General features: G+C 35.1%; 9 protein-coding genes. 8 read left to right on the forward strand and 1 reads right to left on the reverse strand.

From position 1 onward, the window contains the following. Nucleotides 1–4 precede the first annotated feature (4 nt). The 5 genes from ACSVH7_RS05735 to ACSVH7_RS05755 all read left to right on the forward strand — a co-directional run bounded on the left by ACSVH7_RS05735 (nucleotide 5) and on the right by ACSVH7_RS05755 (nucleotide 11,411). Nucleotides 5–6,331, forward strand: coding sequence for a DEAD/DEAH box helicase (locus ACSVH7_RS05735; protein WP_438065733.1), 6,327 nt, complete (start codon nucleotides 5–7; stop codon nucleotides 6,329–6,331). Beyond that, complete coding sequence (locus ACSVH7_RS05740) at nucleotides 6,328–8,421, forward strand: UvrD-helicase domain-containing protein (RefSeq protein WP_438065734.1); 2,094 nt, start codon at nucleotides 6,328–6,330, stop codon at nucleotides 8,419–8,421. Before ACSVH7_RS05735 ends, ACSVH7_RS05740 begins: the two co-directional genes overlap by 4 nt. A 92-nt stretch (nucleotides 8,422–8,513) precedes the next feature. Beyond that, nucleotides 8,514–9,347, forward strand: a complete 834-nt coding sequence (locus ACSVH7_RS05745; protein ID WP_438065735.1) for a hypothetical protein — start codon at nucleotides 8,514–8,516, stop codon at nucleotides 9,345–9,347. 91 nt (nucleotides 9,348–9,438) lie between these two features. Further along, complete coding sequence (locus tag ACSVH7_RS05750) at nucleotides 9,439–10,557, forward strand: HNH endonuclease (RefSeq protein WP_438065736.1); 1,119 nt, start codon at nucleotides 9,439–9,441, stop codon at nucleotides 10,555–10,557. Between the two features lie 101 nt (nucleotides 10,558–10,658). Then, nucleotides 10,659–11,411 carry a hypothetical protein gene (locus ACSVH7_RS05755; protein WP_438065737.1) on the forward strand — a complete coding sequence of 251 codons (753 nt, stop codon included), beginning with the start codon at nucleotides 10,659–10,661 and terminating at the stop codon, nucleotides 11,409–11,411. Between the two features lie 570 nt (nucleotides 11,412–11,981). On the opposite strand, the gene ACSVH7_RS05760 is transcribed toward ACSVH7_RS05755, so the two are convergent. Beyond that, complete coding sequence (locus ACSVH7_RS05760) at nucleotides 11,982–12,752, reverse strand: XRE family transcriptional regulator (protein ID WP_438065738.1); 771 nt, start codon at nucleotides 12,750–12,752, stop codon at nucleotides 11,982–11,984. A gap of 85 nt (nucleotides 12,753–12,837) precedes the next feature. Here ACSVH7_RS05760 and dinB point away from each other — a divergent pair, with 85 nt between their 5' ends. The 3 genes from dinB to ACSVH7_RS05775 all read left to right on the forward strand — a co-directional run bounded on the left by dinB (nucleotide 12,838) and on the right by ACSVH7_RS05775 (nucleotide 17,371). After that, complete coding sequence (gene dinB, locus ACSVH7_RS05765; RefSeq protein WP_438065739.1) at nucleotides 12,838–14,025, forward strand: DNA polymerase IV; 1,188 nt, start codon at nucleotides 12,838–12,840, stop codon at nucleotides 14,023–14,025. Nucleotides 14,026–14,153: 128 nt separating this feature from the next. Then, on the forward strand, nucleotides 14,154–17,207 hold the full coding sequence (locus tag ACSVH7_RS05770) for a DNA polymerase III subunit alpha (protein WP_438065740.1): 3,054 nt from the start codon (nucleotides 14,154–14,156) through the stop codon (nucleotides 17,205–17,207). 5 nt (nucleotides 17,208–17,212) lie between these two features. Then, on the forward strand, nucleotides 17,213–17,371 hold the full coding sequence (locus ACSVH7_RS05775; protein ID WP_438065741.1) for a DUF4113 domain-containing protein: 159 nt from the start codon (nucleotides 17,213–17,215) through the stop codon (nucleotides 17,369–17,371). Nucleotides 17,372–17,420: the final 49 nt, after the last annotated feature.

A 17,420-nucleotide genomic window follows, 5' to 3' on the forward strand; every position in this document is an offset into this window, starting at 1 on the left:
AATTATGTTACCACTACAACAAGCTTACGAAGTAAAACATTCGATACTAGAATACCTTAGAGCCACCTTTAGCTTTAAGGACAAAGTGGTATACAAAGCCTTTTATGATTTTATCACACAAGAAGAAGAAGGGATTTTCAAAGGTCCCTATGTGTCGATAAAATTACCTTTTGTCACGGCCAATAGTGAAGATATAATCCCGTTGGAGATAACACCCAATTACCCTCCTTATGACCACCAATATAAGTCGTTCAAAAGGCTGAATACTACAAATAATAACATCCCAAAATCCACATTAATAACCACGGGAACATCTTCGGGTAAAACAGAATGTTTTTTATATCCTATTCTCGATTTTTGCCACAAAAACAACCACCGTCCCGGAATAAAAGTGGTTATTTTATATCCAATGAATGCCTTGGCTACGGATCAGGCAAAACGTTTGGCAGAAGCCATTTATAAAGACCCCTTACTGAAAGGGAAAATTACAGCAGGTTTATTTATTGGAGAAGGGAAAGACAAAGCCAAATACCCGACGGATATGGGAAAAGACCATATCATCGAAAATAGAGATAGTATTTTAGACAGCCCTCCAGATATTCTATTGACAAACTTCAAAATGTTGGATTATGCGTTGATGCGAGCCAAATTTCACAACCTTTGGAGCTACAACTTGGAAGACCCTTCCCTATTGCAATTCTTGGTATTGGATGAATTACATACTTATGATGGCGCACAAGGAACAGATGTGGCCAATTTGATAAGACGTTTAAAACTAAAATTAGATATTCCCAAAGGACAAATATGCGCCGTTGGTACATCGGCAACCATTGGTTCAGGAGAAGAATCTAAAAAATTACTTTGTGAATATGCCGAGAAAGTTTTTGGCGAAGAGTTCAACGAAGAGGCAATTGTTACCGAAAACAGACTTACAGTAGATGCTTTTTTTGATGTAGAGGATGAAAACTTGGAACGATTTATACCTCGTCAAATTGGTCTTTTGGAAAGTAGATTGCAGGAAGATGAAACCTACGAAAACTACATCAATCGTCAAAAAAGACTATGGCAGATTCCCGAAACTATTGATACTCTTGCATTAGGAAAGGAACTGAAGAAACTCAAAATTGTAAAAGATTTAATAGCGCTTACCAGTACAAACATCAAATCATTACATCAATTATTACACGAGCTCTCCGATAGAAATTCAGAATTCAAAACCCTGCCTGAATGGGATGAAGCCAATGAGTTAAACCCGCGCGAAGAAGTGGTAAATTCAATTGTGGCTTTAATAAGTGCTGCCAAAACAGGAAAAGAAAAGTTCCCCCTCCTATTTATTCAAATACAAATTTGGATACGAGAACTTAGCGGTGTGTTGAGAGAAATGAGTGAAACACCTAAATTTTCTTGGAAAGATAAAGTAGCAGGCGAAAACGACCCAAAAGCATTACCAGCTTATTTTTGTAGGGATTGTGGTTCTAGTGGTTGGTTGGGAATTAAAGATGATAATAAAAATCATTTTGATGCCGATCCTCAAAAAGTGTACGAATACTATTTTGAGAACCATAAAAACATCTATTTCATCAATACAACCAATCACAAACATATTGAGGAATACGAACCAACCAATACCATAAACGATTATATAGGAACCAAAACATTACAACTGCAAGAAAAAGAAGGAACCAATACCTTCAAGATTCAAGCAGTTAGAAAAGTAAACGAAACCAGAGCAAAACACATTTGTCCTGAATGCAATTCCGAAAATACACTAAGTATTATTGGTACTAAGATAGCCACATTATCTTCCATTACGGTAAGCCAAGTATTGTCTTCAGACCTTGACCCCAGAGAGGACAAGTACCGTAAAATATTAGCGTTTACCAATAGTGTGCAAGACGCGGCTCACCAAGCTGGTTTTGTGGAAGCAAGAAATTATCGTTTCACTTTTCGTTCCTCACTTCAAAAAGTGATAAATGAGCTGGGCAGACCCGTAACTTTAGAAGAACTGCAAAAAGAATTTATCAGCTATTGGAAAACGAATTCAGATGAAACCAATCAAAATAACGAATTAGCCTATTATTATCGTTTTTTCCCTGAAGATTACATCGGTAAAATTGATTTAGATAAAGATTATCGCATAGGCAATCAATTTACAGCCGATTTCAAAAAAGAATTTGATGAACGAATACGTTGGGAAATTGTTTCCGAGTACGGATACAATGCCGTAATTGGACGAACGCTTGAAAAATCGGGTGCTTCAGCAGTAAAATTTGATGAAGAAAAAATCAAATTTATTTTTGCAATACTCCAAGATTGGTTAAGCCAAAACAATTTAATAACCATAACCGAAACCGACTTACTACCATTTATCAATGGAATTTTGCATCGTATAAGAATTCGTGGTGGAGTGAATCACGAATATTTAAATAAATCCAGAACGGGAAGATTAACTAGATTTGACCTGAACTGGTACAAAGACAACAGACATTTCTTGAATAAAATGTTTGGAAGTAGATCAAGATTTCCAAAAGTAATTAGTGCAAGTAAACAATCAGGAGAAATTATTGATACTACTTTTACCAATACAAACAATTGGTACAGAAGTTATTTTATAAAATCCTTCCCAATGGCATCAGCCCATCAAGGGATCATTAATGACTTTTACAGTCGATTGTTGGAAAGCTTGGAAGAAGTAAAAATCTTGGATAAAGTAGTAGTAGAAGGCAATAATAATTATGCTATTCTTGCCAACGCCATTATAATAGAAAACAAGGTTCAAAAACACGTATGCAACAACTGTGGCTCTTTTTTAAATGTAGCCGCTTCGGATACCTCAACAAGGCATACCAGATGCTTAGATTATACCTGTGTAAATGGTGTTTATGAACCGGATACAAAACAAAAACCAAATTATTATCAGTTAGTCTACAATCGAAATCGTTCGCCTAGAATTTATTCAGCCGAACATACCGGAATTTTAGAACGAAAAGACCGCGAGAACAAAGAAATTGATTTCAAAGAACGACCTAATTTCAATTCCCTAAATACTATTGTAGCCACCTCCACTTTGGAGATGGGTATTGATATAGGAACATTAAATACCGCAATCAATAATGCCGTACCACCACTAACATCCAATTTCTTGCAAAGAGTGGGACGTGCTGGGCGTTCTTCTGGAACGGCTATGATAGCCACTTTTGCCCAAAGCAAAGCACACGATCTTTTTTATTTTGAAGAGCCCTCTGATATGATGGAAGGTGAAATAGCGACACCCGGTTGTTATCTTGAAGCCAAAGAAATTCTATACAGACACTTTTTAGCTTTTTGTTTAGACAATTGGGCTACAGCAGATCCTAAAAACAATACCATACCCGGAAAAATTATTGCATTACGATTGTCTAATACGGACCTTAACGCTGCCGAATTTATTATCAACCGAATTATTTCATACATTAAATCGAATGAACTGATTTTAGTAAATCGATTTATCGATTTTTATAAACCAGACCTCAATAAAGAAAGCCACGTTTTAGAAGAACTAAAATTATTTTTAGCAGAAGATGCTTTCTACGAACGAATAAAAAGAGTCTTCAAAAAAGTAAAAGAAGAACTAATCAGCATTCAAAAGAAGAGAAAGGAGATTGATGAAATCATCAAGAAAAACAATTTACCGGAAACCGATGAGGAGAGAAAAAATTTAGAAGGAGATAAAAAAGCACTATCAGGATTACGAAAAATAATAGAAAAAAGGGCAATATTAGAACATTTAACCAATGTTGGTTTATTGCCTAACTATGCTTTTCCAGAAACAGGCGTTACTTTAAATGCTTGGGTAAATGCAAACAAACCTAAAGTGAGTACTAACATACCAACAAACAAACAGTTTGAGATCATCAGGTCTTCCAATGTAGCCATTAGAGAATTAGCACCTGACAATATGTTTTATTCACAGGGTTATAAACTAGCCATTTCAGGATTAAATACATTCGATTGGAAAGATGCTGATGTTTTAATTAAAAAACGTTTTTGTTCCAATTGTGACCACATAGAAAATAATGCGACCACTACGGAGACGAATTGTCCCAAATGTGGTGACAACTCTTGGTCTTCAGCAAAAAACCAACATACTTTTGTGAAAATAACTGGCGTAAAATCAATCAATACCCGAGAAAACGCAGCATTAGACGATAGTAGCGATGACAGAGATGTAATTACATATAGAATTTCTAAACATATAAAATTCGATTACAATACCTTTCAAGGTGCTTGGGGAATGAAAAATATTCCTTTCGGAATAGAATATGTAAAAAATGTAGATATAACAGAAGTTAATTTAGGATTGTCATCCGTTACAGATGCCAATAAAATCACAATCAATAATTTGGAAGACGTTCCAAATCACGGCTTTGTAACCTGCAAACATTGTGGCAAAAGCAGCTCAACACCACACAAAGCAAAAAATAAAGAGACTAATAATTTCAAATTCCATTACGGATATTGCAAAAACAAAGACTATGATTACCAGGGTAAAACCGATGATGTCTTTGAAGAAGTTTTCTTATTTAGAGAAATAAAAACAGAGGCCCTTAAAGTATTATTGCCTGTTCAAGATTTGGAAAGCGAAGCCCAAGTAAATATGTTTAAAGCAGGGTTAGAATTGGGATTAAAAAAATATTACAAAGGGAATCCGCAACACCTCAATATAGTAAACTATTCCGAATTCAATAAGCAAAACAGCCGATTTGATAAATACTTGGTCATACTCGATAACATTCCGGGCGGTACAGGATATTTAGAAAAACTGTTCAATCCGTCTGAGTTTACTGAAGTAATTAAAAAAGCTTATGAAGCAATTCAAGAATGTAATTGCCAACATAACGGAAAAGATGGTTGTTATAGGTGCATTTATACCTACTCCAATCAATACATCCAAGAAGATTTAAGCAGAAATAAAGCAGAAATTTTATTCAAAAAAATTGTAGATAATTCCAATGGATGGGAACCCTATTCCTCAGGTTTAGGTTCATTGTCAGGTAATGGTCAAATTGAAGAAAGTGAACTAGAAGATCGCTTTATCAGAAGCTTACGAAATTATTGTGCTAAAAATGCAGAACAAGGATTCATTTTCGAAAGTTATGTAGAAGATGCAATCATAAATTATAAATTAAAAACAGTCAACGGGGATTATACTTTTTACTATGTCATAAGACCCCAATTGGAACTAGGACCCGCGGAAAACGTGAAATACAAAACACGTTCAGATTTTTACATTTCATTAACCAGCGCCGAGAAAGATGGCATTAACTTAAATGATCACAAAATTAATAGCGTAAAGAATATTGCAGTATATCTCGATGGATATACCTACCACGCTACTAAAGAAAATTGTCGTTTTTATAATGATTTGCAAAAACGGAATGCAATAGTAGAATCGGGTGATAAGATTACTTGGTCACTTTCGTGGTCAGATATTGAAAAATTCGATGCTATTGAAAAAGAAAGCGATCAAGCTTCAAAACAATTTAAAAAAGATGCCTTAGCAGTAGATAGCGTCAAATACAGGTCAACCATTGAATTGTACAAAAAAATACCCTATTGGAATACCTTCAATAGTGATTTTATGCAAACAAAAAACGCAATGGACCGATTATGCTGGCTGTTGTCTAATCCACTGCAAGAGCAATTTACCAAACAAAAAATAGGGTTAGCGTTAGCAATACAACAAACCCAATTTGCAATGCCCTCAATGGAAGAAAAAGAACTAATTACTGTTTTAAACAAACCATCTGTTGCTGCTAATCTAACAGCACAGGCTACAAATAAAAACCAAGGATTTTTTTACAACCTTCCAGACATTCAGTTAAATTATGATTTTGCAAGTCTAGCTTTTGGAATTCGATTAATTGATTTATCCATAAAAGCAGCTTGTAGCGTAACCGAATTGCAAGAAAATCTTGAAAAACAAAATTGGGAGCTTTTTTGGCAACTTTATAATTTAATTCAAGAAGAGTGCATATTGGTAAATGAAACTATTGATAGTACTATTTTACCAACTAATACGGATGAAATAATAGATAAATACGATTGTCTAAAATACCACGAAGAGGAATTGCATCACATTGTGAAACAATTGATAGACAACACTATTCCCTTTAATGAAGAGGGTGGATTTTATATAGAATACGAAGGCGTTTATGCAGAAGCTATGCTCGGCTTTGAAAACCAAAAAATAGTAATACAACCACTTTCTGAAGAAGACAAAAATATTTTTAAAAAGGCTGGTTACCGAGAAATAAGAACTAATGAATTTAATATAAATCAGATTATATGATGAAGCTTTTCATTCACGATAAATGCATGGAGCAATTATTTGAATTGCCGAGATCCATTCAAAAAAAAGTATTGGAATTTCAAAGAAAATTTAGAGAAAACTCTAAATCCGAAGCAATACATTTGGAACCGATAATATCTTTTAAAGACCAACAATTAAGAACGGCTAGAATTGATGGTAAATATAGAGCAATTGTAAAAGTGCCTACTACGGGCAATAATTACTATTTACTTTGGGTAGACAATCATGATGAAGCAATGGATTGGGCCAAAAACAAAGTGTTTTATTGGAATGATAATACCGATACAGCTCAAATTTTTACTGCCCCTGAAGAGGAATTGGTAAGTAACATACAAAATAATGAATTGCACAAACCACATTTATTTGAGTCTTTTTCAAACGAACAGCTAGAACAAATTGGTGTACCATCGCTATCTTTAAGTTTAGTTCGTAGTCTAAAAGATCTAAATGAATTAGGTGAAAGTGAAAAATATATCCCATCCGATGCTTTTGAAAATCTATTTTACCTAACCGAAGGGCTTAATATTGAACTGTTAATAGCTGAAATTAACGAGGGTAAGTCAAAGGCTATAGAACAAGAGGCAAAAGCGAACAGTATCAACAACAAGCGAAGTTTTGTTGAGGTAGATGATGATTTAATGTCTGAAATCATAAACGGAGATTTAAGCAAATGGCAAATTTACCTTCACCCATCACAACGTAAATTAGTGGAACCTGATTTCAAAGGTTCTGTTAGAGTTACGGGCGGTGCAGGTACAGGAAAAACAGTGGTAGCACTGCACAGATTGAAAAAGTTGTCTTCAATTCTACTCGATGGAGATGATAGAAAAATAGTGTTTACGACTTTTACCAATGCTTTAACACAAAACTTGACGGCGCTAGCAGATAAATTAAATATTGACAAAAGCAAAATAGTCATCACTAATATTGATACCCTTGTACGTGATTTAGCAAAAGAATACAATTTGGCAGATAAAAATGTTAGAATATTAGATTTCTACAATTCAAAATCCAGTTACGAGCTTTGGGATGATTTCTTGGAACAAAATTTAACCGAATTTGATACATTATTTCTAACTGCTGAATATCAAAACGTAATCCTTTTTAATGACATTAAAAATTTGGAAGATTATCTAAAAGCCAGCAGAATAGGTCGCGGAAAACCCATTTCCCGTAAAGTAAAAATGGACGTTTGGGAATTGGTCGAAAAATACAACAAGAAAAAGAAAGAAGAGAATTATGTTGACAGGGCAGAATTATTTAATTCAGTAACAAACCACTTAAAATCACTTCCATTACGACCTTTCAAAAATGTGATTACGGATGAGGTACAGGATTTATCCAATGTCGAACTTAGGTTCCTTAGAGCTTTAGTGGAAGAAAAAGTAAATGATTTATTTTTGGTTGGTGATCCCTATCAGAAGATTTATGCAAGAAAAATTAATTTCACTGCTGCGGGAATTTCAATAAGAGGAAACCGAAGTAAACAGCTAAAAATAAATTATAGAACTTCAGAAGAAATAAAACGCTTGGCAGTTACTGCTGTTCAGGGTATCAACTATGATGATTTTGATGGAGAAACCGAAAAATTAAACGGCTATTTATCCTTATTTCACGGAGAATTACCAACGTACGAAGTTTATAAAACAAAATCGGAAGAAATAAATGCTATTCTCATCCATATCGAAGACTTAAAAGAAAGAGGATTTAAGCTCAATGATATTGCATTGGCTTTTAGAACCAAAGAGGCGCTAAAAGAAGTAAAAAGGGCATTACATAAAAGTAAAATTCCTTTTAGTGATAATGCAACCGTAGGAAACAGTAATTCAGGAGTTACACTTTCAACATTCCACGGTTTAAAAGGACTGGAGTTTAAGGCGGTAATACTTTGCGATGTAAACAACAGAACAGTACCATTGATAATCCAAAAAATGGACACCATGGAAAAAAATGAAAAAGAAGACTACCTAAATAGTGAAAAATCACTGTTATATGTAGCTATGACGAGAGCCATAAGCGTTTTGAAAATTGTTGGAACCGGGATAAAATCGGAATTAATAAACATTTAATTTCACCATTAATCTACCAAAATTACGAATAATTCAACCCGTAGAATTGATAATACTTAATTAGGGATAAAAAAACAATACGACAACAGACTATGATAAAGAGGAACTATTATTCAGTTAGGACAGGAAAAATATCGCCTGACCAACAAGTTAATTTTGAGGTTCTGAAAAAGTTGTTTTCGGTCACATACAACAAATTAAATGCTGACGGATATTTTCAAAAATATTTCGGAATTAACTGCGAAGACGGATACATTCCTGGAGAATTGGGCGAGGATATAGAAGCAATGATATTTGTAAATTTGAGAAAAGATAACCTATATCCAATTTGCCAAAACTTACCCAATTACACCGAAGAAGACTTTTTTGACATAATTGAGTTTCTTCACGACCACTGCTCAAAAGGACTTAATGGACATTACCACTACTGGAACAACTGTGGCTATCATTATGAAGAATTTAGTGATGTTGAAGGTCAGAAACAATACAGAGAACTACTAAACCCGATCTTACGAGAATACAAAGACGGTTTTGAAATTTCGGAAAGTGGAGAAATTTTAATCTTATCAGACAATGGTCTTTCAAAATTATTTGAAGCGGACATTCCAACAAATGAAAAAGAAAACGTTTCTAATAAAATAAACGCTGCAATTCTAAAATTCAGACGACACAAATCCACGCTTGACGACAGAAGAGATGCAATTAGGGAACTTGCAGATGTTTTAGAATTTGTTAGACCAGCAATTAAGGAACATTTAAACAAAAAAGACGAGAATGATATTTTTAATATCGCTAATAATTTCGGTATTAGACACCATAACAAAGACCAACAGACAGAGTATGACAAAGCAATTTGGTATAGTTGGATTTTCTATTACTACTTGGCGACATTACACGCTGTTTTACGAATGACAAACAAGAAATGAATATAAAAACTAGTTATTACAACAATCTAACTATCATTTAATTTATGTAAGCTATTTTAAAACGCACACTCTTTTTTAAACATTTACTAGAATGAGTAAAACAACATTTGACATTATAACTAGAACTGCAATTTGGTCTGCATATAAAAATATTTGTTTTTATTGTAGTCAACCATTAGATTGGGGAGATTTGCATATTGACCATATTATTCCTGAATCTTTTTTAAAGAAAGAAAAAGAATTTGAAAAAATTAAACAAGAAATAGAAATCGATGCTGATTTTAATTTAAATGAATTGTATAATCTTGTTCCATCACATAGCAAATGTAATCATAGAAAAAATGAAAGTGTTTTCTCAAAATCTACAACATTATTTTATCTTTCAATCACTTATAAAAAAGTAACACAAATTAATCTTGAAATTGAAAAATTAAAAAGAAATAAAAACAAAGGATTAATTCTATCTAAATTACAATCTGCACTTTCTACAAATACTATTGATGCTAAGGATTTAAAAAAAATCCTAATTGAAATAGAAAAAAACAATTGGAATATTAAAGAAATTAAATTACCGATTGGAGTAGAATTTATAGATGAGATTTATGATACTTTTTACTTAAATACTGACTTTTCTAAATTATTTGACAATAAATTATTGATACATAATGATGAGGAGTCATTGGAGTTAGTAAATGACGAGAATAAAAAAATAAATGTTTCAACTTTGAACGAATGGAAAAAAGCGACTAAAGAAGGCTATTATCCTCTTACTACTTATGCAATAAAATCATCTTCAACTTTTACGTTCTTCGAAGAATTTATTGAAGCTTTAGAAAAAGCAAAAATGCCGAAAGTATCGTTTATTAATGATCCTTGGATAGAAATTGATATGTTAGATTATTTATCACCAAATATACTTTTGGATATTGAAGGAGAATTAACTGTACATATTGAAAATGGTTTATCAATAGGGGATTTGGTTAAACAAGGGATTGTTAAAATTAACTCTCCATATATTTATAAGATCTGTTTAGAGTTTGGAGGATTTGAAACCTCATTAATAGAGCAATTTAGAGCTGATTTTAATGACGATGGTATTGAAGATATTTTTGTGCGAGGTTGGACAAGAGCAATTGAAGGCACAATGGGTTTTGGATTTACTACAATTCTAAAAAAATTGTCTGAAAAACATCTAATTGAAAAAGAATAATAGTTTACTAGAACTAGGCAAATTTTTAGATAAATAATGACAACTTTGTTGAATTTAAAGCAATTGTATTAAAATTATTCTCCAAATAAAAACCCAAAAAAATGATTGAATTCTTGAGAAATAAGTACATAATAATTTTTGAGATTATAGTACTAATATTGTCAATAATATGGTTTTGGAATAGTAGGGAAATTGAACCTATAATAACTTTTATAGGATCTATATCATTTTTAATAGCATCGCTTGGTAAATTGAGAAATAAAAATAAAAATGAAGTAATTGAAAGGCCTGATCAAAAAATTCTACATCAAAACTTTCTTTACGATTACATTCCTGGTGAAGTAGGTATATCGAAAATTATTGAAGATTTTGGTCAACCTCGCAAAATAACACTAGAAACTTTGGATTCTGAGAATTTGTGTAATGAAATAATAGAATATTATGTATATGAATATAAATTTTCAAATGCTATAGTTTTATTTAGTACAGATACCGAACTTGGAAATATAATTGCAATAACCCTATTACCATATTGCGATGAAAAATATCCCATAATTTGTCGTTATTCTTTTGTTGAAAATGAAGAAAATATGGATATAGCTGAATTTAAAAAGAGCATTATTACACATATGCGAAATTTTGAAAATAAAATGTATTCAAATTGGTGTTACAGCGCAATTACATCTCGATATGCAGACTATCGACCTATAATGTATTTGTATTTCACTTACATCAATTACAATTACTTCGAAGAAGCTGATGATCTATATCTTGAAAAAATAGAAAGTATATGCGTTTCAACCTCCAGTGAAATACATCCTATAATCCATTTTGATAAAGTACTATTTAGTTAGAATGATCAAACAATTGGTTCAATATGGCTTACTTGTTTTGTTTTTTAAAGAATTGTTTTTTATTCTAGATTACCAGACAAAATTAAATTTAACAAAGTTAATATTTTGTAAAGTCAATTTTTCTCTTCCAAACCCTTAGCGCCTTCCCGTCTTCGCGATAAAAACCCCGCTAGCGCGGATTTGTAATCCGTGCCCACTAATGCAAAAAAAGGCATTATCCCAGATTCCGCATTAGAAATCTACTACAACTAAATTACTTCACCATTTTATATTTTTTAGCGGAGTTCAGTGAATGAATTTCTTCTTCAAAACCAATAACTTACTCCCATTTTTAAATTCAAAATACAAAAGTATTAGCTCATTGGGTTATATTTAAATAGGTATTCGCTGAACGTTGTTTCCTTCTTCAAAAATAGTCCGTGAGCCCTTGCTTTTATTGAATAATTCAGTTTCGCTACGAAGTCTAATGCGGATTCTGGGATTATTTCAATTATAATTAGAATATAGAACGCAAAATCAAATGAATACTCCCCGTACGGACACGTCGCGACCTGTCCCCTTTCTCCCCCCCTAGATATTCCTCTGCTCCTTAATCTCCTTCACCTCCCTTTTCACCTCCATCAAAATCGCTTTCAAACTATCAATTTCGGTAACCGCTTCTTTCTTATCCGTGCGACCGATATTACATTCAAACTCCCATATTTCAAGGATTTCTGAAAACTTAACTTCAAAATTGGGATAAAAGCGGTTATCTGATTCCAAGACAAAAGCATTCTTTTTGTTTTTATTCAAACGTTTATAGACCATTCCTTGATTTTTGGTAATCAAAATATAGGTTTTCCCATCTTGTACTTCCCCTAGTTTTTCAACATAGCGCCCCACAATAATAGAACCCTCCTCGTGCGGTGGCATCGAATCCCCTTCAACTGGGAATCCTCGATGTTTCCCTGGCCCCAAAAAGGGTAATGAGATTTGCTGCAAACTTTCAATATATTCGGGGTCAGCATAGCCATTCAAATAACCCGCTTTTACTTTTTGCGTGACTACCTCGATGACATTCTCCCCTATGGCATCCACTTGTATGGGCAAAATAAGGCGGTTATTTTCCAATTTAATCAAATCCTGAAGGTCAATTTTACGTACATCAACGGCCAATAACAAATCAATACTGATATGATAATGATGCGCGATTTTCTTCAGTATATCATAAGGAGCTTCCGAGGTGCCATCTTCATATTTCACATACCGCCCTCTGGTAATGCCCAACTGCTCCGCTAATTTTTCTTGCGAGATTTGATGCTTAATTCGCAACGCCCTGATATTGTCTGAAAATAACGACATAATAATTTTGTTACAATTTGTAACAACAAATATACAAAAAATTGTTACTATCTGTACTAATTTTGTTCCCTATAAAATCATCAAAATGACTAGGGCAATTGTACATCTCGACATGAATACTTTTTTCGTTTCCTGCGAAAGAATTACGAACTCACAATTAGAAGGCATACCGCTAATCATAGGAGGTGGTGACCGTGGAGTGGTTGCCTCTTGTTCCTATGAAGCACGTCGTTTTGGGGTGCGTTCAGCCATGCCTATTCAAATGGCATTAAAACTTTGTCCACAAGCCAAGGTGATGAAAGGCGACATGGAATTGTATTCCAAATTTTCACATACCATTACCGAAATCATTCAAGAAAAAGCGCCAGTAGTAGAGAAAGCAAGTATCGATGAATTCTATTTAGACATCACCGGAATGGATAAATTTTATGGCAGTTACAAATGGACCGACGAACTCGCCAAAACCATTACCAAAGAAACGGGTTTACCCCTAACTTTTGCTTTATCAATCAACAAAACAGTGTCAAAAATTGGGACAGGTGAAGGAAAACAAAAACAAAATCTAGAGATACCCGAGCACTTGGTAAAACCCTTTCTAAATCCCTTATCCATACAGAAAATACCGATGGTAGGCGACGTCACCTTTAGGTTGTTATCCCGCATTGGAATTCGAACCATCCAAACCCTCTCGGAAATGCCTGCGGAAGTGCTGCAGCAAATGATTGGTAAAAACGGACTTGATATTTGGAAAAAAGCCAATGGAATAGACAACACGCCCGTAGAACCCTACACCGAGAGAAAATCAATCTCAACCGAACATACATTTTCGCAAGACACAATAGACATTATCAAACTAAAAGCAATCCTAATGGGAATGGTTGAAAAACTGGCGTTTCAACTGCGTTCAGAACAATGGTTAACCTCAACAATTGTAGTTAAAATCCGCTATGCCAATTTTGATACCGAAACCAAGCAATGCAAAATTGCCTACACTTCAGCCGACCATATCCTCAACAAACACGTAATGGAACTATTTGACAAAGTGTACCAAAGACGCATGCGCTTGCGATTAATAGGCATCCGCTTTAGCGGTCTCGTACGAGGCACCTACCAAATCAACCTATTCGAAGACACCCTAGAAATGTTAGCCCTCTATGAAGCTATGGACAAAATGAAAACCCGCTACGGTTTTGATGCCGTAATGCGTTGCGCAGGAGCCTCCTTCAAACCCAACACCAAAGATCTAATTCTAAAAAGACCCAAAAGACCCTAAACAATTCAACAACTTTAAACCTTTAAACAACCTTAAACAACCCTATAAAATTTAACAATTCAACGATTAAACGATTAAACAGCAACCGATTAAACAACCTTAAACCCTCAAACAAAACAACAAAAAAAATGTACCTCAACTGCCACTCCTTCCACTCCCTCCGTTACGGCACCATTCCCCTTAATGACCTCATCAAGCAGGCCGTAACTTGTGGGGTACAAGCGATGGCACTTACAGATATCAATACGGTAACAGGAATCTATGATTTTATAAAAGGCTGTGATGAGGTAGCAATCAAACCGCTTGTAGGGATTGAATTCCATTCAGAAAACAAAATGCGGTACATCGGTTTAGCCAAAAACGCCAGTGGTTTGGCAGAGATGAATAGGTTTTTAACGACTCATAATTTCAGCGGCGAACCACTACCAAAACAAGCACCACATTTCGAGCAAGTTTTTATCATTTATACTATAGAAAATGCACCACTAACACTTCAGGAGAATGAATTTATAGGCATTCGCCCAGAAGAGCTACCTAAACTTTTTGCATCGGAACTCAAAAGCAAAATAGCCAAAATGGTCGTTTGGCAACCCGTGACGTTCAGAACCAAAAAAGAATTCAATCTGCATAAAATTTTAAGAGCCATTGATTCCAATAGCATATTGTCGAAACTTACGGAAGCTGACTATTGTAAAACAACGGAAGTGCTCAAACCAGTAGAAGAGCTTTTGGCGCAGTATGCAGACTACCCACAAATCATTGCCAATACAACACAACTAATAGAACAATGCAATTTTAAATTTGATTGCAATACCCCTAAAAACAAAAAATACTACACCAACAATCGTGAAAGCGACATCGCATTACTAACATCATTGGCGCAACAAGGGATGCTATGGCGCTATGGTAAAAAAAATATAGAAGCAAAAGCAAGAGTTGAAAAAGAACTCAAAGTCATTGACCAATTAGAATTCAGTGGCTACTTTTTAATCACTTGGGACATTATTCGCTACAGCAACAGCCGTGGTTTCATGCACATTGGTCGGGGAAGCGGGGCCAATAGCATCATAGCCTATTGCTTAGGCATTACTGATATTTGTCCACTAGAACTCGACTTATACTTTGAACGGTTTCTAAATGAAAACCGCAAAAGCCCACCTGATTTTGATATTGATTGGAGTTGGAAAGAACGCGATGTAATCCTGGAATACATCTTCAATCGCTATGGCAAAGAAAATGTCGCTTTTTGTGGCACCAATGTCGAATTCAAATACCGCTCTATTTTCAGAGAAGTCGGTAAAGTATTTGGTCTTCCTAAAGAAGAATTAGACCTACTAGCCAAAAACCCAATGAAATTGCACGACAAGAACAGCATAGTCAAGCTCGTACAAGAATATGGAATGATGCTAGAAAAATACCCCAATCAACGCAGCATGCATTCCTGCGGAATCTTAATATCGGAAGAACCTATTACGAATTACACCCCACTGGAAATGCCACCAAAAGGGTTTCCTATCGTCCTTTTTGACATGCACGTAGCTGAAGATATTGGTTTTGAAAAATTCGATATCTTAAGCCAACGCGGTATTGGACACATTGACGATACAGTCAAACTCATTGAACAAAACAGAGGAATTCGGGTAAACATCCGCGATACTTCCATTTCAAAAAATGAAGCCGTAGCCAATACGTATTTAGCAGAAGGCAAAACCATTGGCTGTTTCTATATCGAAAGTCCTGCAATGCGAGGCCTATTAAGAAGACTCAAATGCAACAATTACAAAACATTAGTAGCGGCTTCTTCGATCATTCGCCCTGGTGTAGCCAAATCGGGTATGATGAAAGAATATATTTTTCGCCATAACAACCCCTCCCAATTTGAGTACTTCCATGACGTTTTCAAGGAGCAATTAGGCGAAACCTACGGCATCATGGTGTACCAAGAAGATGTAATCAAGATAGCCTTACATTATGGCGGTTTACCCGCTGCCGATGGAGACATATTGCGTAGAGCGATGTCGGGCAAAGGACGTTCTGTAGAAGCCTTGCGAAAAGTAAAAGAAAATTTCTTTGCCTCCTGCTTGCAAAAAGGACACCCTCCTACCCTCAGCGAGGAAATCTACCGCCAAATAGAATCTTTTGCAGGCTACTCGTTTTGCAAAGCGCATTCCGCTTCCTATGCTGTAGAAAGCTATCAAAGTCTGTACTTAAAAGTCTATTATCCTATAGAATTTATGGTCGCGGTAATCAACAACCAAGGCGGTTTTTACAGAACCGAAGTCTATGTCCACGAAGCGCGAATGGCTGGCGCAACCGTACACAATCCTTGTGTCAACAAAAGCACTTTCGAAACGACCCTTTATGGTAAAGATGTCTATTTAGGCTTCATGCACCTTCTTAGTTTGGACAGCAAAATGTCACTTTTCATTCAGTCAGACAGAGAAAAAAACGGCCCTTTTAGTTCTTTAGAAGACTTTATCAATCGCATTCCAATGGGAATTGAAAGCATAAAAACACTAATATTCATAGGTGCTTTTCGCTTTACCAATCAAACAAAAAACCAGCTTTTAGTAATTGCAAGTCTGTTGCTCAATAACTTAAAACCAGAGAATAAAAATGTAATGCTACTACAAGAACCCGTTAAAGAATTCAAACTTCCCAATTTAGAACGCTCCTTATTAGAAGACGCTTTTGACGAAATTGAATTGCTCAGCTTTCCCGTTTCTTGTACAATTTTCGAGTTGCTCCAAACAAAATATCGTGGGGACGTAATGGCAAAAGAGTTACTACTACACCACAAAAAGCAAGTCAAAATGCTGGCCTACCTCATCTCGAGAAAGCAAGTCCCAACTGTAAAAGGAACGATGTATTTCGGCACTTGGATAGACAACGAAGGCATTTATTTTGATACCGTACATTTTCCAGACAACCTACTACAATACCCCTTTCAAGGCGGAGGCTGCTATTTGTTGCTAGGAATAGTTGAGGTAGATTATCATTTTCCAACCCTTACCATTTCGAAAATGGCCAAAATGCCCTTTGTTCCCGACCCACGCTACATAGATGCAAAAAACCAATACAAAACCCAACAACAAATCAAAGAAGATGTAAGCAGCACCCAACGTGCCCCTTACCCACAAGCCCATGAAATCAACCTCCCCCACCACCGAATGACCTCATAAACACAATGCTGTACGGACAGGTCGCGACCTGTCCTATCCCCTTAAGCACCAACAAAATCAAATTCGACCGCCAATCCCTCGACCGCCAATGGAAAATCAAGCAGGAAAAACACTCCCCTTGCTACACCACCAGAATTAACGATATTATTAGTATAAATGTGTAATAATGCACTAAAAGTTGTATATATTTGATAATAACAAGAAGCACAACAA

The sequence above is a fragment of the Flavobacterium sp. TSSA_36 genome (genome assembly GCF_051547165.1).
GTDB lineage: Bacteria > Bacteroidota > Bacteroidia > Flavobacteriales > Flavobacteriaceae > Flavobacterium.